Consider the following 18,948-nt stretch of genomic DNA (forward strand, 5'->3'; position numbering starts at 1 on the left):
GCAGGTAAAATATCTCAAATCTTATTAGAACTAATAAAGCAATGCTCTTCCCCCGGTTTGGTAGACAGCTGATTAAGAGTGTATAGTATAGTATAAATAAATGGGGTGCTGAAAACATTCGCTTCCGGAAATGGTTTAAGAACCATAGCTAAAAATTTGAATGAACGCGGCTGCCGTACTAGAAAAGGATGTATGTGGTCTCATACAGTTATTCGTAATATGCTTGTAAATCCTCAGTATGCCGGCTATATGGTTTGGAATCGTACGCAAAGAAAAGGAACAAAAACAATAAAAAGAGATAAAAGCGAATGGATAATCTCTAAAGGAAATCATGAACCTATAGTAGATAAAAAAACATTTGATGCAGTACAATCTCTTTTAGAAAGTCGGGGCAAAATGTCTATGCGAGAAGCCAGCAGCGATTATGTCCTCAGCGGCTTGGTATACTGCGGCCAATGCGGCCATAAATATCGCGGTTGGTATAAAAATGCTAAAAAGCCCGGAAGAAAAGTTCGATATTACCGCTGCGGAGGCTATAATCAATTTGGTACAAGCTGTAAAAATCCTAGTATACAAGCTCCTGAACTTGAAGAATATGTTTTGCAGGAATTAGAAAAATTAGAGCAGAATGAAAGTGCCCTATTCCATGCTTATAAACATTTTCAAGAACGTGATCTTGGTAAAAAAGAAACTCTTGCCGTTTTATTAAAAGAAACTAAACAAACTTTAGCCAGTATCGGTACTAGAAAACAAAAATGGTTTAATGCCTTTGAACAGGGCATTTTAGAAGCCAATGACCTTAAAGAAAGAATTAATCTTTTAAATAATGAAAAGGAAGAATGTGAAAAACGTTTAGCAGAGTTAGAAGCATCATTGGCCAATATTGAAGCCAGGGAAATTAGTATCAGTAATGCTTTGGAAAGTATTAAAAATGTTCGGCAGCGGTGGAATTTAGCCAGTACCCAGGAAAAGAAACTTTTAATACGCTCAATTATTAGCAAAATTACTATTTATCACAGAGAGAATATCAAAAGGGTGCCAACGGCACCCTTTTTACAGTCTTTTGATTTTATTTTTCCTGCTTGGCTTATCTAGAGTGTATCTTTTAATCTCTCCATTTGGTGATATTGGCTGAGCGGTGCCGCCAACCACTATTTCCGGAATACGCATTGTCGGTTGGGCATCTGATACCGGCACGCCCTGGCCGTCTTTGCCGCAGGTACCGATGGCAAAGCCAACATCACTGCCTACCATGTCAACTATTTTCAGCACTTCCGGACCGTTGCCGGTTAAGGTGGCTCCCCGCACCATTGGCCCGACTTCTCCGTCGCTGATTAAATAGCCTTCGGCTACATCAAACACAAAATCTCCGGTGGTAGTATTTACTTGGCCGCCGCCCATTTTTTTCACCAATAAGCCGTATTTTGTTTCTTTAATTATTTTTTCCGGATCTGTTTTGCCTGCGGCAATGTAAGTATTGGCCATTCTGGGAATCGGCTTGTGCTGATAAGACTGACGCCGGCCGTGTCCGTTGGGTTCTACCCCCTCTTTTTTAGCGGTAAGCCGGTCGTAAAGAAAGTCGGTCAGCACGCCGTTTTTAATTAACTCCACTTTTTGCGAAGGCACGCCTTCATCATCAAAACTGTATGAACCGTATTTATCCTGCAGCGTTGCATCATCAATTACAGTAATCAATTCTGATGCCACCTGCTTGCCTTTTCTGTCAGCGTAAACTGACAAGCCACGCTGTACTAAATCCGCTTCCAGACCATGACCACAGGCCTCATGCACCATGGTGCCGCCTGCTTCTCCGGCCATGACACAGGGCATTTTGCCGGCAGGTGCCGGTTTAGCTTCCAGCATATTCACAGCTCTAATGGCCGCCTTTTGGGCAAATTCTTCCGGATCGAAGCGGTCAAACAGCTCAAAGCCGCACAGGCTGCCCACCGCATCATAACCGGTTTGTATCGTCTCCCCGTCAGAGGCTACCGCATTAACCACCAGTCTGGTACGCATACGCAGGTCATCTACATAGTTGCCGTTGCTGTTAGCATACAGCACTTGCTGCACGGTGTCCCCATAACCGACAATCACCTGCTTAATTCTTTCTTTATCCACTGCCCGTGCCGCTTTTTCTGTTGTCTTCACAATATTAACCTTTTCTTCAGCCGCGACATCTTCAGGGTGTTTTTTAAAATCAAAAGTAACATTTGGTTGCATTTTGGTTAAATCAAGGTTGTAATCCTGTTTGCCGCCGCGGGCGGCATGGCTGACGAGTTTCGCCGCTTCAATCAGCCCTTTAGTGCTTAAATCATTGGTATAACCGTAAGAAGTGTTTTCTCCGGATAACACCCTGATACCCGCCCCGGCCTCATATCCGGAACTGACCCGTTCCACACGCCCGGCTTCCATTCCGATACCGGTAACCTTTTTGTATTCGACAAATATATCGGCAAAATCACCGCCGTTGGACAAAGCCGCTTCTAAAACTTGCTGAAGTACTTTTTTATCCATCACTGTTCACCTCATTTTATTGTCCGCCGTTAGCAAACAATTTATACAAAAATTGCCATTAATATACCGGATACTTTTCCTGTACTTTATATAAAAATCTCGGCAATAAATCAACCATTGTTTGCTCATATGTAAAGGTAAATTGATTCTTAATATCTATCGACGCTGCCACGATTGCCCCGGTTATCGTAGCCATGTTTGTGACAACTAACTCATTTAAAGCAAATGCCAGCAGGGCAACACGCTGCTCGTAAAGATTGTCTTCCTTTCCTAAAATTATATTATTTCCCGATATCAGGCATAGTACCGCCTGTTTATTGTTTTGGCCAATACTGCCGTTACAAGTAATGTCTCCGGTTGCAATGATTGTTATGTGGTTTGAGTAGTCGCCTTCAATCTCTACCGAACCGTTGACAAAATATGTACCGCTTAAATTATCTAAGGTAATGCTTTCTGAACCGGAAATCACCTGCACACCGGGCAGATTTTTATATTCCTGAAGATCATCTAAGGTTAAAGTAATATTGCTGCCCATATTAGGAAAAATTTTGCCGCTTATCTCAACATGCTCCTTGATTTCAGCATCATCTTCGGCCAAGTAAAGATCGGAATTAATCACCGCGGTAGCGCCAATTTTAAAATTCTCGCCGGTGCCATAAATATACATCCCTTTATCAAAATGCAGCCTGTTGGCTATTGTCGTTTGATAATCTGCAATCAATGTTTTGATTACCCCTTGGTGTTCAGCTACCGATGTAATTGTACCGCCGGTATCCCTTGCTTTTACGTCCAACTGCTTAATTACGCCGCCGGCAAAGGGTATGGCGTTTTCTATACCTTGCCAGTTGGGATCTTTTTTCAGCATATTAAGGGCCAGTGCGATACCTGCCTCTGCCGTATAGTAAGCCTGCATTTCCCGTTGATATAAGGTACTTTCTGATTTGGCTTGATAAGCCAGATAAAGGAAAGTGGCAGCCAGCACAATCAGCCCGGACATGGCCATAACAGCAAACACCAGCACATTGCCTCGTTGACTGTTTACTGCCAAGCAAACCAACTCCAATTGTTGCGAATGGCCACCGATGTAAACAGCTTGTGTTCATTAAACCGATACAAATTGTTTGTCTCATTGTCATCAGTGCCGCCAATTAGTTCAATCTCCACCCTGACTACTTGCGCTGCTTTAATGTCATCTGCGGCAGAAACTTCACGGCCATCATAATCATAATACCTAAAGCTAATGTCCTTAATGTTGCTGGCCACCGGCAGCGGTGAACTGGCATAACCGTAACCGCCATTAGGAAGTTTTTTCTTAGTTTGCCTGGTTAATTCCTGCTGATTTCGGTCAAGAGCGTACCGTACCCAGTATTCTGTAGTTCCGTCACCGTCTTTTTTAGTTAAAGAAAATGTCAGCGATTGTTCGTCTACCGCCAACAAACCATTGCAGGTTCTGATTTCTTTTGCCATACGTTCAACGGCAATAGCTGCACTTTGCTGCAGATCTATTGCTTTTTTTCCCTGTTGCCACATAATGTTACCTTGAAAACTTAAGGCAACAATCACAGTCATCAGTAAACCGAAAACAGTAATTGCCACCGTCATTTCAATTAAAGTAAAACCCCGACAGTCTTTGACGGGCATTACAATCATCGCTCCTTAATCATCTCTAAGGTAACTTTTTCTGTCCGGTCTGTCTGGGGATAGCACACTGTTACAATCACTTTTACAAAATTTCCGGCCTCAGAAGCCACAAATTCTCCGGCTTGTTGATCAAATTCTACAATAGTTGTTTCCTGCCGGTACGACCAACCTTCAGCCGGCTTTATCCGCTCCCATTCCACTTGATGCCCCGCCCGAACAGTCTCCATTATTCCTTGAGCCAACGCCGCAGCCTGCAGCCCATTATGCCCGGCAGCAGCTTGCTGTTGGCCGGAAATAAGCATATTTGTTAACGGCATCAGTAAAAGGGAAACGATTACCATTGCCATAACTACCTCTAACAAGGTAATGCCTTGCTGATTACGCAGTATTTGCAAAACTATCACCTCAGTAACCGCTTTCGGGCGGCGTATCGCTTACCCGCACCCGGCCGACAACCGAAGCCACAATCACATATTTCTTTTGTTTTGTGTAGTTGCTTTCTAATGTAATGGTACCGCCCACTACCGGTAATCCGGAAGTGCGAAATTGCAAGCGGTTATCGCTGAAATTCGTTTGTACCAGGTTGACATCACGGTAAAATTTAATTGTCTTGACAAGCTCTTCCCCTTTACTGATTTGATAATAGCTCTCTCCGTCAACTTTAAAAAAACGGATGTAATAAAGGGCTGATTCTTCCGCCTGCGCCACCTTTTGGGTATAACGAATATCACTCAATAACTGATAGGCCTGTGCCTCTAAACGCTGCCGATGGTAATAACTTAAATAATTGGGCAACACCACCGCAGAAATAACGGCAATGATTGTCATTACTACCAGTAGCTCCAACAAGGCAAAGCCATGGCAATTGTTTAATCTTCTCATTAATATCACCGACTAAAGTCAGCGCCCGTCTGCTGCAGAACCACCGGCCCGCTTGCTGTTTCGCTGTAGACATCAGCTGCGGCAAAAGGATTGGCTTTACCAAACTGCCAATTTTGCATCTCGCTTAACGCCAGCTTTCCCTGTGGAGAATGATGTGAATATACCAGCAGTGTAAATTTTGCCCGCACATCACCCTTTGCCAGTATAAAACCATCCGCATCTTCACCGGCGGATGTCAAAGTCAAATGGCTTATTTCCGTCAAATTTGACTGGTTCTCCAGAAAATCCAGCACCTTGATGATATTAAAATAATTGCCGCTCAGTTCTATATCCAGCGGTAAAACCAAATACAAATTTTGAACAATAATTTTTTGGGGACGGTAAGTCAATAAAACAACTCGCTGCTCTCTAAGATATTGACCCAAGCTAACTAAAAACATCCCGTCCAGCATTTGGTTAGAAAAAGTCTTATTTATATCATTCCACTCTTTTTTAGCAATTTCATATTGTTCTCTCTCTTCTTTTTCAGAGGCAATCTCCGCATTGGCAGCAGTAATTTTGGCTCTCAATTCAGCTATCTCGGTTAAGTTATCTTGATACCGGCTAATTTGGGGGGCGACTAAATATAAGTATAGGTAATAAAAGACAGCAAAGCCAATGGCCAACCCTAAAATTAACAGCAGCAATTTTTCTCGCCCGTTCATCATCCGCCGCCCCCTTTTAGTTCCGCGGTGATGATAAAATTAAAATAATTACTGCCATAAGCGGCCTTTATTTCAATGATGTTAATACTTTGAAAGTGTTCCAGCATGTTTAATTGATACACAAATTTACCGATATCATCAACAGTTGCACTTTTACCCTCAATAGTAATCAGATTGGGCATAGAGACCAAGTGTTCGTCCGCCTTCCCTTTGCCTCCCTCATGATCTGCCGCCTCTTTTTGCTCTATCACCATGTTTGTAAACCAAAGGTTTTGCGGCACACACTCATTGATATCGGTAATCAGCTGCGGCCAAGTTTTTCTTGCCGCAATTAAATTTTTTAGCACTGCGGTATCCCGCTCAAGTTTAATTCTTTCCGCTTTCATGCCGGCAACGGCATCCGCCAACTGCTTTTTTTCTACATATTCCCTTTGTAAAGCAGCCAGTTCTTTTTTGGCCTCGGCTTGTTTAATAAACAGCAACCAACCCAAATAAAAACAGCTGCTGAGAATTACTGCCGCTGCCAGTATGGCAGCAAAAATCTTATACAACCGCATTAAGTCAATTTCTCTTTCCTGCAGCTCGGGAGGCAGCAAGTTAACTTTATGGTTCAACGTAACACCTCCCGCAACGCCAAGCCAATGGCAACAGTAAAGGCTGACGAGTATGTTATTGCCTGCCGCTTTCTGCCCAGTGGCAGTACCGGATAACCTATCGCGGTGCTAATCCCCAGTGCCTGTTCAAATAAACCGGTCACTGCAGGCAGTTCGTTTAAACTGCCGATTAACACCAAATTCTGCAAACGTCCTTCCTTATTTTGCAGTTGATAAGAATCTAACGCACCTTTAATTGCGGCGATTAGATCCTGCATTCCGCTATGATTCATAAAATCGGCAGCTCCTGTACCGGTGGCTGACGTACTCAAACTTTGCACAATATTACCGGCGCCTACCGAAAGTACATGTAAATAACTAAGATGCCGGTTATTTATCACGATTAGCTGGCTGTTTGCAAAACCAATTTGTAATACAGCAACACTTTCACTGTATCGAGGTGAACAATAACCGCGGGCAAAAACCCGCCACAGCGCCAAAGCTGGTAGGTCTAAGGCGACAAGTTTTAAATTGGCCCGGGCAAAAACTTCGTAATAAGTATACACCGTTTCTTTGGGTACAGCCGCTAAAAGCACATGATACAGTGACACATCATCTTCCACTGTTTCACCCAGAATCACGTGGCGCAGTTCCAGTTCTTCCAGCGGCGTCATCAAGAGCTTTTCCGCTTCCCAGCGTACCGCACCGGCGATTTCTTGTTTAGGGATTTTTGGTATCTTCAGCTGTTTTAAAATTACCTTGGACCCGTTCACAGCTGAAATCACTTTGCTTCCGGCGATACCGGCACTATCTGCCGCAAATTTTAAAGCATCCGCAACCGCTGCTGTTTCTGATAAATCCGACCCAAAGCCGGGAAAAGCGGCAACCCGGCAATCTAAGCACCTACCCTTTTGGGTAAGGGTAGCAATTTTTATCTCTTGTTCATCTAAATCAATCGCGTTAACTTGCTTATTTCGCCAAACTTTAATCAAGGTATTCACCTTTTTATAAAGTAAGTTATAAATGAACCCGACCTTTTATCAGTCGGGTTGTTAGTTGGTTGCCATTAGTCGGTTAGCTATTGGGTGATTAGTTGTTAAGTGGTTAGTAATTTTGGAAGGTTAAAAGTTATTTTTCTTCTGAATTATCGACAATGACTAAATATACGGTAGTAGGATCATTTCCATCGTCATACCGCACTATTCCACTATCATTATCATCATTGTTTCTATCCAACTGTTTTTCTAAGTTTTTAGCTGCCTTAATCGGAACACCGGTTAGTTGAATATAACTGTCGTTATCAATATCTACAAATCTACTCTCTTTAACACTTAGCGAAATACTGCCTCCCCAAGCATTCTTTTCCGGAAAGCTGTCTAAATATCCCGGTACCAACGCCTCTCTATCTCTTGGCCAATCGTTGTTATCAATATAATAAGCCATTACCGCTGCTTTAATGGAATTATATTCTGCAACGGTAGCGGTAACTTTGCTTTTGTCTACCGAACTAAAGGCTTTAGGTGCCACGATGGCAGCTAATACGCCGATAATGGCAACAACCACAACCAGTTCAATCAGCGTGAAGGCTTTTTGGTTTTTAACGTATTTAAACACTTTCCTCACCAACCGAACAGTTTATTAAGTTAATTCCAGGCTCATACTTTGCATCAGCGGCAAAAGAACGGCCAAAACAACAAACCCTACAATTCCACCTAACAGCACAATCAGCACCGGCTCAAGCATGCCGGTCAGCCTGTCAGTCATTAAATTTACTTCTCGGTCATAAAAGTCGCCCACTTGGGCTAAAAGTATATCTAAGTTGCCGGTTTCTTCGCCAATCGCAATCATTTTTACCACCATGGGAGGAAAAACACTACAGCTCTCCAATGGCTCAGACAATGTGCTCCCCTGCTGCACATTTTGCTGGGCTTGATTAATTGCGGCAGCAACTACGCTATTGCCGGTTGACTTTTTTACAAGCTCCAACGCGGTTATAATCGGTACTCCGCCTCGGTAAAGGGTAGCAAATGTGCGCGCAAAACGAGCAATGATTATTTTTTGCTTAAGCAAGCCAAAAATGGGTAAACGCAAGTTTATCCTGTCAATAAATTGCTTGCCCGCCGGCCATTTCTTTAGTAAAAAGCCGGTCAAGCACAGCAATAAAACCGCCAATATTATCCAATACCAGTAATTAATTAAACTGTTGCTTAAAGACATTACTATTTTGGTTGGCAGCGGCAGCGGCATCCCTATACCTTCTACAACACTGATGATATTGGGCAGTACAAAAGATAATAAAAAAATCACTGCCAATACCGTGAAAGCCAGCACTATTTTGGGATAGGTTAAAGCCGCTTTAATTTTTTCATTCATTTCATATTCTCGTTCAAAATGCCATGCCATACGCTGCAGTACTTCATCCAGCACACCGCCTACTTCTCCCGCTTCCACCATGTAAATAAATATTTCCGGAAAAACATTGCGGTGTCGGGCAAAAGATACTGCCAGCGTACTGCCCGCTTTCAGGTTTTTTTCCACATCCTGCAGGGCCTCACGCAATGCCTTGTTTTCCGCCTGTTGAATGATAATGTTCAAGGCGCCGATCAAGGGAATACCGGCATTAATTAAGGTAGCTAACTGGCGGCAAAAAACAGCCAGTTCTTTTAGCTGTACTTTTCTTCCCGTTAATGACAAATTAATTTCTGTTTGGATAAGACGTGCCCATATGTCAGTTTTAGGCTTGATATCAATGACATATAAGCCCTTATGGCGCAAATTTTCAGCAACATCTTTATCGGAAGCCGCTTCCACGGTACCGACATACAGCTTTCCCTTGATATCCCGTGTTCTATAGGTGTATACCGGCATTTTTTTACACCACACGAGTTTTAAGCTTGATCATTATTATTAATATTGGGAAATTATAGAATATAAAGTATATTTAAACTATATCCTAGCCAGATTTATAAATTTCGTCAACGGAAATGTTGTCGAAGTTTAATATTTGCCGGCAAATTGCATGATATCCGTGGCCTTTAATCTTGCGGTTTCCGCTGTAATAATATTATTTTTCAGCAACTTTTTTAAACACATGTCCATCGTCTGCATGCCATATTTCGTCCCGGTTTGCATATGGGATACAATTTGATGGATTTTACCCTCACGAATTAAGTTTCTAATTGCCGGTGTAACCACCATAATTTCCAAAGCTGCTACCCGCCCTTGCTTATCCCTGCGGGGAAGCAGTTGCTGACAAAGCACTCCTTGTAGGGTGTTGGAAAGCTGCATTTTAATTTGTTGCTGCTGATGAGCGGGAAAAACATCGATAATCCGTTCAATGGTCTGCACGGCACTGGTTGTGTGTAAAGTAGCCAAAACTAAATGTCCCGTTTCGGCAGCGGTCAGTGTAGCCGAAATAGTTTCTAAATCACGCATTTCACCCACTAATATCACGTCGGGATCTTCGCGCAACGCTGCCCGCAGTGCTGCACTAAAGGATTTAGAATCTTGGCCGATTTCCCGCTGGTTTACCAGTGACTTTTGATGATTATGTATGTATTCAATCGGATCCTCCAGCGTAATAATGTGGCAGGCTTGTTCGCTATTAATTTGGTTAACCATCGCCGCCAGGGTGGTAGATTTACCGCTGCCGGCCGGCCCGGTAACTAAAACCAACCCGTGTGGTTTTCTTGTCAATTGAGCCACTGTATCCGGCAGGCCCAACTCAGCAATGGTTGGAATATTGTCGCGAATTAACCGCACCGCCATCGCCACCGTACCCCGCTGCTTGTAAACATTAAGCCGGAACCGACCCACACCGTGGATAGAAAAAGATAAGTCCAGCTCTCCTGCATCACTGAATTTCTGATACTGAGTTGGACTTAACAATTCCTGAGCCATGTTTTCAATTGCCTGTGGTGTGAGACTTTTCTTCAAATCATCGCTAACTTCCAACTTGTCCAGCGACAGCAAGGTACCGTCTATTCTAAGAGTAGGCGGTCGACCGGAAGTTAAATGCACATCTGATGCATTTGCCGCTGCCGCAAATCTTAAAATTTTTTCTAACTCGCCCACTTAAAAAGCCCCTTTCTTTGGCAATTAATCATCATCTTGATAGCAGGCGCGCATTACTTCTTCTACGGTGGTAATTCCCTGCAATACTTTACTAATGCCGGATTCTTTTAAAGTAATCATTCCGTTTTTTATGGCTTGAACCTTTATTTCTGATGAACTGCATTTATTCTTGGTCATTTTTTTCAATTCCGTGTCAACAGCCATTACCTCTTGAATGCTGGTTCGTCCGCTGTAGCCTAAATTGTTGCAGGCGGAACAGCCAACCGCCCGATATAGTTCTATATCCTCATTTACCGGCAGACACATGAACTCTCTGGCCGGATCATTTGGCGGCAAAGAATATTTTTGTTTGCAATGGGGACACAGTATTCTCACTAAGCGCTGAGACACTACGCCTAAAACCGAACTGGCCACTAAAAACGGTTCCACACCCATATCTACCAAGCGGGTAATCGCTCCAGCCGCATCATTGGTATGCAGCGTACTAAACACTAAATGTCCGGTAGATGCCGCTCTGACTGCTATTTCCGCAGTTTCTGTGTCCCTGATTTCTCCAACCATTATAATATCGGGATCCTGTCGCAGTATTGAACGCAACCCATTAGCAAAGGTTAGCCCTGCCTTGATATTAACCTGAGTTTGGTTAATACCCGGCAGTAGGTATTCCACCGGATCTTCTACCGTCACAATGTTCTTTTCGTTATTGTTTAATTCAGATAGCGCTGAGTACAGGGTAGTTGTTTTGCCACTGCCGGCCGGTCCGGTAATTAATATCATGCCGTAAGAATGCCTAAGTAACCGCTTAAACCGACTTAAGTTATATTCGTCAAAGCCTAGCTGCTCTATTTTCCGCAGTGATGCATTTTTGTTTAGCAAGCGCAATACAATTTTTTCACCATGTACTGTAGGTAACGTAGAAACCCGCAAATCTACCTCATCGTGGTTACATTTAAAGTTAAACCGACCGTCCTGCGGCAATCTTTTTTCCGCAATATCCATTTGGGCAAGAATTTTTATCCGCGTGACCAGTGAAGGCAGAATATTTTTCGGCAGCGTCTGCACCGTATGTAAAATACCATCCACTCGGAAGCGTACGCTAATGTTGCTTTCCCTGGGTTCAATGTGTATATCACTGGCCTTTTCATTTACCGCCTGCACCATGATATTATTAACAATTCTTACTGCCGGTGACTGTTCAGTATCAGCGGTATCGAAAGCAAACCGCTGTATGCCGTCATTTGTATGATTGGGGTTAGCTGTGGTATCCATCAAGCGCTGCTGCCATTCTACCGGACCGTATTTAGAAAGGGGCATTTGTCATCCTCCTTAACTAATCAATAAACATCTGCAAATACCAATTAATGATTTCTTCTCCCCGTATTAGGGCGATCATTGCCGCTGCACCTAAGTGAGGGGCAAAAGGCATTGCCGACTTAATACTCTTTTTTTGCCCAAACATCAGCACCATACCGGTGAGCGAACCGATAAAAAAGGCCAGCATTAAAGCTAACAATATCTTGGGCCACCCCAGATACAGGCCCAATACCGCCGCCAGTTTAACATCGCCGCCGCCCATACCGCCGCGGGAAATAATTGCAATTGCCAGCAGCACTGAAAAACCTACCATACCGCCAATAAAGCCCGACATTAAAAGCTGCTCTGACTGCAAGGCTAAAAGAGCTGTTCCGGTCAGCAGCATTAATAAAATTACTTTATCCGGAATAATTTGATACTCAAGATCAATTAGTGAGCAAACCATTAAACCGCAGAAAAAAATCACTTCGGTAACCAATTGGCTTGTCCACCCCGAATTCAAATATAAGCAGAAAAACCCCAAAGCCGTTAACATTTCTACCAGCGGATAACGGGCGGATATTTTGCCGTGGCAATAGCGGCATTTACCTTTTAAAAGCAAATAGCTGATAACGGGTATTAAATCGATTATATGCAAGCGATGATTGCAGTGGATACAGCGGGACGGAGGATAGACAACTGATATTTCCCGCGGGATACGGTAAGCACAGACATTTAAAAAACTGCCGGCCACCAATCCCAATACAATTACTAAGGGTGTCAAACTATTCACTTGCCCCTCCTGCCCATATAAGTGCCTCATGTATAATTTCCGGCGCGGTATCTTTGAACAAAATTCCGTGACCGATACGATCAATTAATGCCAAATTAAGGCGCTCGTCAATCACTTTTTTATCTTTGTACATGGCCGCTAAAATTTGCTGCGGTTTTAATGAAGCCGGTATCACAGTTGGTAAGCCGGCCGCCGCAATTAGCTCTTTAATTTGCTGCCGCTCAGCCGTACTGATCAAGCCCAGCATTTCCGCAATCCGGGCTTCCGTTACCATGCCGATTGCGACCGCCTCACCGTGCCGCAAACTTCCGTATCCGGTCAACATTTCTAAAGCATGGCCCACGGTATGACCGAAATTTAAAATTGCCCGCAAGCCCTGCTCAACTTCATCAGCGGCCACCACTTCCGCCTTAATGCGGCAGGAAGCTTCCACGATATATACTAAGGCCTTTTTTTCTAATGCCAGCACCTGAGCAATATTACCTTTCAACCAGTTAAAAAATGCCTCATCACTGATAATGGCAGATTTAATCACTTCGGCCAATCCTGAAAGCACGTCTCTTTGCTTAAGTGTACTTAACGTATTGATATCCGCCAGCACCAGTTTAGGTTGATAAAAAGCACCAATGATATTTTTGCCGCGCGGATGATTTACTGCCACTTTTCCGCCCACACTGCTGTCTACCTGTGCCAGCAGCGTGGTGGGTATTTGAATAAAAGGTACACCGCGCATATAAGTAGCGGCGGCAAAACCCGTTAAATCGCCTACTACGCCGCCGCCCAAAGCCAAAACCCCACTGTTCCGATCCAAGCCAAAATCAAACATGGCATTATATAGTTCTGATACCTGCTCTAAGGTTTTTGCCCTTTCACTGTCGGGAACCTCAATAACCAGTACTTGATAACCACCGGCTTTAAGGGACTGCAGCAGTGTTTGCAGATAAAGTTTGCCAACCGTTGGGTTGGTCACTACTAAAAGCTTTGTACTCAAGCCCAGCGGCTTTAAGTATTCAGCCACCTGCCGATGCAGGTCCCAACCGATCACGATATTATAACTGCGTTCCGCTAAATTAACCGGTAGTACTGTCTGCACTTAAATACTCCCTCTCTTTTAGATACTGAATAATTTGCTCGACAACCTCATTCACGCTGTATTTACCGGTATCAATGCTAAACTCGGCAACATTATAAGCTTCCGACCGTTCTTTTAGCAGCTCGTTAATGCGTTCTCTTAAGTTACCTCTGTTTAACAGCGGTCGATTGCGCTTGCCTTTTACCCGCTGATAAATAACCTCCGGATCAGCGTAAAGATGAATCAGTACCCCATCCGCTTTTAACAGCGCCACATTTTCCGGGTTAAGCACCATGCCGCCGCCGGTAGAAATAACCAAATTCCGCCGACCGGCCAGTTTGCGAAGCAGAAGGGTTTCTTCACTGCGAAAACGAACTTGACCGTCTTTAGCAAATAACTGCACAATTGATTTTCCGGTAATTTTCTCAATTTCTTGATCAGTATCAATATGTGTTAATTGCAGCATCGATGCCAATTTTCTGCCCACTACACTCTTTCCGCAGCCCATAAATCCAATTAACACTATGTTGCGCAATATCTACACCTTCTTTACATACTCATTATGACTTTGCACCGCTTGTTTTAAATCTACCATATTGTCACAGCCAAACTTTTCTATAACCGCCGCTGCCAACTCAAAAGCAACTGCCGCTTCCCCCACTACAGCGGCAGCGGGCACGGCACATACGTCCGACCTCTCTACTGAAGCGGTAAAAGTCTTTTTGCTGTGTAAATCAACACTGTTAAGGGGTTTATATAATGTGGGTATGGGTTTCATTGCCGCCCGCACTACAATCGGTTCTCCGTTAGACATTCCGCCTTCGATGCCGCCGGCGGCGTTCGTTTGGCGGTAAAATCCCCTCTCCGGATGATAATATATTTGGTCATGTACCTGCGAGCCGGTAAGCTCTGCCCCTTTAAAGCCATAACCTATTTCTACGCCTTTAATGGCTTGAATACTCATTAACGCTTTAGCCAAAGCACCGTCCAACTTGCGGTCATAATGCACGTAACTGCCTAAGCCAAGGGGTACGTTGTAAGCATGAATTTCAAACACCCCACCCAGCGAGTCCCCCTCTTTTTGGGCACGGTTAATTTCGTTAATCATCTCTTGTTCAGCTGCCGGATCGGGACACATTAACTGAGACTGAGAAAGGATTTTTTGCAGTTGTGGATAGCTTAAGTCAACATCTTTTATCGCAGTACGGCCAATTTGCCGGACAAAACCAATAATTTTGACGCCCAGTTCCTCCAACAATCGGCGGGCAGCACTGCCAACCGCTACCCGGGCGGCAGTTTCCCGGGCACTGGCTCGTTCCAACACGTTGCGAATATCACTGTGGCGGTACTTGATGGCCCCCGTTAAGTCAGCATGGCCGGGACGCGGCCTGGTAACTACCCGCCCACCGTCAACTGCCCCAGGCGCGGGATTCATCACCTTTAACCAATTAACATAATCTTTATTTTCAATCAGCATTGCTACCGGACTGCCTAATGTCACGCCGCCCCGCACACCGGCCAATAATTTTACGGTGTCTTTTTCTATCTGCATGCGGCCGCCCCGTCCGTAACCTTTTTGCCTGCGCGCAAGATGGTAATTGATATACTCTTCCGTTAACTCCAGTCCGGCCGGCAGGCCCTCTATAATAGCGGTAAGTGCCGGACCGTGAGATTCACCGGCTGTTAAAAATCTAAGCATTTCGACCTCCGATTTGCACCGTTAATGCCTCTCTCATTACATCAACCGGTGCTTTGGTTTTAGTCCAAAGCTCAAACGCTAATACACCTTGATATAACAGCATGCCCAAGCCGTTAACAGTTACCGCCCCGGCTGATTTAGCCAGCTGTAAAAACTTTGTTGCCACAGGATTATAAATTAAATCACAAACTACTTGATTTTTATGTAAAGCGGCATCAGGTATTGGCAGGCATTGTTCCACATGAGGATGCATGCCCACTTTGGTGGCCTGCACAACCAAATCCGCCCCTCTTAACACCTCTAACAGCATGGTTTCCTGTTCAAAGGTGAGCACCGACACCTTAACATTGTGCCGCTGCAACAAAGTTTTTGCTAAATTTTCCGCACGACTCAAGCTGCGGTTTACCACCGCGATTTCTTTTATTCCTTCAAAAGCCAGCTGCACCGCTACCGCCCGTGCCGCTCCTCCCGCACCTAAAATAACGGCGCATTTGCCTTTTGGGGTAAAACCGGTTTCTTCCCGTAGGGCTTTGGTAAAGCCGGCGCCGTCGGTATTGTCGCCTATTAGTTTTCCCTTTTCATTTATAATAACATTTACCGCACCGATGGCATCAGCTGCCGGTGTCAATTCATCTAGGTACGGCAAAACCTCTTGTTTATGCGGCACAGTCACATTCACACCGGCTAAGTTCAGCGCCCGCACCGCAGCCACTGCTTGCTTCAAATGTTCCGGAGGAACATTAAAGGGCAAATAAACCCAATTTAAATTCAAATCTTGAAAGGCAGCATTATGCATTTTCGGTGAAAATGAATGAGCCACCGGGTAGCCAAATAATCCACAAAGGGTGGTATCTGCGGTAATCGGCAAACTGCATCACCCACTCCGTTATGTATAATGCTTGCGTTTAAAGCGGCGCAACACCAGCTTTTCAAACTTGCGATTTATCCGTGTACCGATAAATTCATGGCTGCTGAGCGGCCTCACTAAAATAGTGTATAAGCCCAAACGATTAGCGCCCAATACATCAGTAAAAATCTGATCTCCTACCATTGCCACCTCATTCGGACGCACGTTTAATTTGCGCATCGCCTGCCGGAAAGCTCGCCGACTGGGTTTTGCCGCTTTATGAATTCCCGGTATGCCCAGCCGACTGCACAGCTTACTCACTCTGTTTCTGTTGCCGTTGCTGATCACACAGGTTTTAAATCCGGCATCACGCAGCTTGACAAACCACTGCACCGTATCATCAGTTAAATCCTCACTGCCCCAAGGTACCAGTGTGTTATCTAAATCAAAAAATAAGGCCTTGATACCCTGTTTTTTTAACTGATCGAGATTTATGTGTTTTAAATTGCTAACATACATATCCGGGTAAAATATCCGCAATTTTATGTCCCGCCTTCAATTAATTTTTTCGCCAAAGCGAGTTCTTTAGGAGTATTGACATTGTAAAATACCAGCTCAAGATCCGTTACCGATGCAATTTCTTCTTCGCTTACACATTTTACCTTTACCTCCGGAAAAATGTCAATCACGCGCCGCTTGCCCTGAGCAATACATTTTTCTATCACCTTAATGCAAGGTTTACCGTAAAGGGCAAAAAGCGGTTCATAATATCCGTCTACTTTGGGAACAACCACGTCAAAATCGCTTGCTATATTAATCATATATTGCGCCAGCTTGGCATCTATAAAAGGCATGTCACAGGCTACTATCAGCACCAAGGGATTTTGAGCATGCACTAACGCCGAGTGTATTCCCGAAAGCGGACCATAGCCCGGTAAAATATCGGCAACTGTGCGCACATTTATATCATTATATACTTCCGGACTGTTGGTAATCAGCAGCACATCGTCACTTACTTGATGCAGTTCATTTAATGCATGATCTATTATTCGACAACTGCGCACTTCCAGCAATGCCTTGTTTTTACCCATGCGCGAACTTTTGCCGCCGGCCAGTATGGCAGCAGAAACTTTCATTAAATTTCCTCCCACTGTTACTCTTGCTGTTACCTATTCATTATTTCATTCATTTTCTTAAATATCCTGCAATTGCGCTAATTTATTCTATATCTAATACGAAAAATAAAGAAGACCCTGCACAAAAGGCGCAGGGTTTTCCGTCGGCAACCGGTGTAGTTTACAAAGCACCATTTTCACCGTTCCTACTCTTTTTCCGATTTTTTTGAGGTTTTTTATTATTTTCGCTAAGCTCTTCCGAAACTTCAAAAGCCAGTGCCGTACCGGGTTGTCTGTAGGCAGGAAATTCCGCTGCTTTAATCCGTACCTTGACTCTCTCTTTGACAAAACCATAAACTAAAGCCCCCAAAAGCAATAATCCGGCAAAGCCTACAGCCGGGAAGAGCGTACTGACAAGGTTGGAGAAACCGAACTGGGCCAACCCAAAGGCAACAATACTGGCACCAATGGTGTACCATTTATATTTGGCTGTCCCTTCCTTACTCAGTCTGGCGACAAATCCGTACAAACTGCTTACCGCTGTAGTATATATTTCAGCCAACAACACGACAGTATAGCCAACAGCAATGACCGGTGATATTGTTGAAGCTATATAAACCATAGGAATTTCATAGCCTGAAGCTTGACCAATATGAGTAAGTATCGCCAAATTAATAAGTACAGCTCCTAAACCTAAGCCAATACCACCGAGAACGGCTCCTTTTTTTAGTTTTTCCGGGCCGGCCATAGTTCCCAGGGGCGCCAATATTGCTACCGCCAGTACCAAGTTATACGAAGCAAATAATAATGCGGTTAACTGCCAATAGGGCAGTGGAGCAGATGTAGGATTTGAATACCCGCCTAAGGCGGCCAATAAAGAGCTGTAATCAGTAGCGATCACATAACCGGCCACACCCAGTACGGCAACCAATAAGATTGGTACGACAAAGCTGATTGAGCTCACCACACCACTGATACCAAATAGAACGGTGCCCAAAGAAATAACAAGCATCAACAGACCGCCCCACAAGGCGGAAAAACCGAACTGTTCAGTAAAAATGGCCCCAGCACCGGCAACCATGGTAACCAGGCCGCCAAATAAGAAGAAGGTAATCACCCAGTCAATAATTGATCCCAGCCATTTACCGCCGGCATATCTTATTACAGGCAAATGCGAATCAGCTTTAAGCCTCCTTCCCAATTCTAAAATCATATACCCAAAAACCGCAAAAAGTACTGTAGTAACGCTTATGCCAATAATGCCCGCCAGACCAAAATAACTAAAAAACTGCAGTATTTCCTGTCCGGAAGCAATACCCGCTCCGACAAGTGTTCCGATGTAAGTTGCCGCAATTCTAAAAACGGACAGTTGTTGTTTATTTGTTTTTTCTCCTGCCATGTTCTTAGTGTGTAAAGTTTCGCTTAAAGATACCCAGTTAACATTTTCATTAATAAACTTGCTTTGGCAGTAATGTTATCAAAAAGTAATACAAAAAAGAGATGTTAGTCCTAAAAAAATTAAGACTATATTTTCATATAAAAAAGTCGGATTTTTGGGGAAAGTATAGTATAATGTATTAAACTTAATGACACAAGACCACCGAGTCAAGTGCTCCCTTCCTCATTGTTCTTCCCTTATAAAACATGTTTACAGATGCTAAAACAGCATGCAAACAAAAAGGCCATTTTTGGTCTTTTTGTTTTTGGCTATAATGATTCTA

Annotated in this window: 21 protein-coding genes; 1 reads left to right on the forward strand and 20 read right to left on the reverse strand. The window is 44.0% G+C overall.

The window, feature by feature from the left end; all coding sequences use genetic code 11:
* The first annotated feature begins 105 nt into the window (after positions 1–105).
* On the forward strand, positions 106–1,095 hold the full coding sequence (locus tag ACZ5NG_RS07850; RefSeq protein ID WP_464251263.1) for a recombinase family protein: 990 nt from the start codon (positions 106–108) through the stop codon (positions 1,093–1,095).
* On the opposite strand, the gene ACZ5NG_RS07855 is transcribed toward ACZ5NG_RS07850, so the two are convergent.
* The 20 genes from ACZ5NG_RS07855 to ACZ5NG_RS07950 form a co-directional block, all read right to left on the reverse strand.
* Positions 1,054–2,517, reverse strand: coding sequence for a TldD/PmbA family protein (locus ACZ5NG_RS07855; protein ID WP_464251264.1), 1,464 nt, complete (start codon positions 2,515–2,517; stop codon positions 1,054–1,056). The two genes, ACZ5NG_RS07850 and ACZ5NG_RS07855, sit on opposite strands and share 42 nt — an antisense overlap.
* Before the next feature lie 55 nt (positions 2,518–2,572).
* The gene (locus tag ACZ5NG_RS07860) at positions 2,573–3,562 is read right to left on the reverse strand and encodes a hypothetical protein (protein WP_464251265.1); all 990 of its coding nucleotides are present in this window, start codon (positions 3,560–3,562) and stop codon (positions 2,573–2,575) included.
* Positions 3,553–4,155 carry a prepilin-type N-terminal cleavage/methylation domain-containing protein gene (locus ACZ5NG_RS07865; RefSeq protein ID WP_464251266.1) on the reverse strand — a complete coding sequence of 201 codons (603 nt, stop codon included), beginning with the start codon at positions 4,153–4,155 and terminating at the stop codon, positions 3,553–3,555. Before ACZ5NG_RS07865 ends, ACZ5NG_RS07860 begins: the two co-directional genes overlap by 10 nt.
* Positions 4,156–4,160: 5 nt before the next feature.
* Entirely contained in the window at positions 4,161–4,550 is a 390-nt protein-coding gene (locus tag ACZ5NG_RS07870) for a type IV pilus modification PilV family protein (protein ID WP_464251267.1), read from the reverse strand.
* A gap of 10 nt (positions 4,551–4,560) precedes the next feature.
* The gene (locus ACZ5NG_RS07875; RefSeq protein ID WP_464251268.1) at positions 4,561–5,037 is read right to left on the reverse strand and encodes a prepilin-type N-terminal cleavage/methylation domain-containing protein; all 477 of its coding nucleotides are present in this window, start codon (positions 5,035–5,037) and stop codon (positions 4,561–4,563) included.
* Positions 5,038–5,042: 5 nt separating this feature from the next.
* On the reverse strand, positions 5,043–5,744 hold the full coding sequence (gene pilO / locus ACZ5NG_RS07880; RefSeq protein WP_464251269.1) for a type 4a pilus biogenesis protein PilO: 702 nt from the start codon (positions 5,742–5,744) through the stop codon (positions 5,043–5,045).
* On the reverse strand, positions 5,741–6,355 hold the full coding sequence (locus tag ACZ5NG_RS07885; RefSeq protein WP_464251270.1) for a PilN domain-containing protein: 615 nt from the start codon (positions 6,353–6,355) through the stop codon (positions 5,741–5,743). Before ACZ5NG_RS07885 ends, pilO begins: the two co-directional genes overlap by 4 nt.
* Entirely contained in the window at positions 6,352–7,326 is a 975-nt protein-coding gene (gene pilM / locus ACZ5NG_RS07890) for a pilus assembly protein PilM (RefSeq protein WP_464251271.1), read from the reverse strand. Before pilM ends, ACZ5NG_RS07885 begins: the two co-directional genes overlap by 4 nt.
* A gap of 136 nt (positions 7,327–7,462) precedes the next feature.
* On the reverse strand, positions 7,463–7,948 hold the full coding sequence (locus tag ACZ5NG_RS07895) for a type II secretion system protein (protein WP_464251272.1): 486 nt from the start codon (positions 7,946–7,948) through the stop codon (positions 7,463–7,465).
* 24 nt (positions 7,949–7,972) lie between these two features.
* Positions 7,973–9,202, reverse strand: a complete 1,230-nt coding sequence (locus tag ACZ5NG_RS07900; protein ID WP_464251273.1) for a type II secretion system F family protein — start codon at positions 9,200–9,202, stop codon at positions 7,973–7,975.
* Positions 9,203–9,331: 129 nt separating this feature from the next.
* Positions 9,332–10,408 carry a type IV pilus twitching motility protein PilT gene (locus ACZ5NG_RS07905; protein WP_464251274.1) on the reverse strand — a complete coding sequence of 359 codons (1,077 nt, stop codon included), beginning with the start codon at positions 10,406–10,408 and terminating at the stop codon, positions 9,332–9,334.
* 24 nt (positions 10,409–10,432) lie between these two features.
* The gene (locus tag ACZ5NG_RS07910; RefSeq protein WP_464251275.1) at positions 10,433–11,722 is read right to left on the reverse strand and encodes a GspE/PulE family protein; all 1,290 of its coding nucleotides are present in this window, start codon (positions 11,720–11,722) and stop codon (positions 10,433–10,435) included.
* A gap of 16 nt (positions 11,723–11,738) precedes the next feature.
* Entirely contained in the window at positions 11,739–12,494 is a 756-nt protein-coding gene (locus tag ACZ5NG_RS07915; RefSeq protein WP_464251276.1) for a prepilin peptidase, read from the reverse strand.
* Positions 12,487–13,587, reverse strand: coding sequence for a 3-dehydroquinate synthase (gene aroB / locus ACZ5NG_RS07920; RefSeq protein WP_464251277.1), 1,101 nt, complete (start codon positions 13,585–13,587; stop codon positions 12,487–12,489). Before aroB ends, ACZ5NG_RS07915 begins: the two co-directional genes overlap by 8 nt.
* A complete protein-coding gene (locus ACZ5NG_RS07925) occupies positions 13,565–14,101 on the reverse strand; it encodes a shikimate kinase (RefSeq protein WP_464251278.1) in 537 nt (178 codons plus the stop codon). Before ACZ5NG_RS07925 ends, aroB begins: the two co-directional genes overlap by 23 nt.
* Positions 14,102–14,104: 3 nt before the next feature.
* Positions 14,105–15,265: a chorismate synthase gene (gene aroC, locus ACZ5NG_RS07930; RefSeq protein WP_464251279.1), complete on the reverse strand. Its 1,161-nt coding sequence runs from the start codon at positions 15,263–15,265 to the stop codon at positions 14,105–14,107.
* Positions 15,258–16,133, reverse strand: a complete 876-nt coding sequence (locus ACZ5NG_RS07935) for a shikimate dehydrogenase (protein ID WP_464251280.1) — start codon at positions 16,131–16,133, stop codon at positions 15,258–15,260. Before ACZ5NG_RS07935 ends, aroC begins: the two co-directional genes overlap by 8 nt.
* Before the next feature lie 18 nt (positions 16,134–16,151).
* Complete coding sequence (locus ACZ5NG_RS07940) at positions 16,152–16,652, reverse strand: YqeG family HAD IIIA-type phosphatase (RefSeq protein ID WP_464251281.1); 501 nt, start codon at positions 16,650–16,652, stop codon at positions 16,152–16,154.
* A 2-nt stretch (positions 16,653–16,654) separates the two neighbouring features.
* Entirely contained in the window at positions 16,655–17,248 is a 594-nt protein-coding gene (gene mobA / locus ACZ5NG_RS07945) for a molybdenum cofactor guanylyltransferase (RefSeq protein WP_464251282.1), read from the reverse strand.
* Between the two features lie 160 nt (positions 17,249–17,408).
* Positions 17,409–18,626, reverse strand: a complete 1,218-nt coding sequence (locus tag ACZ5NG_RS07950; protein WP_464251283.1) for a YkvI family membrane protein — start codon at positions 18,624–18,626, stop codon at positions 17,409–17,411.
* Positions 18,627–18,948: the final 322 nt, after the last annotated feature.

Source organism: Desulfovectis peckii (assembly GCF_055391705.1).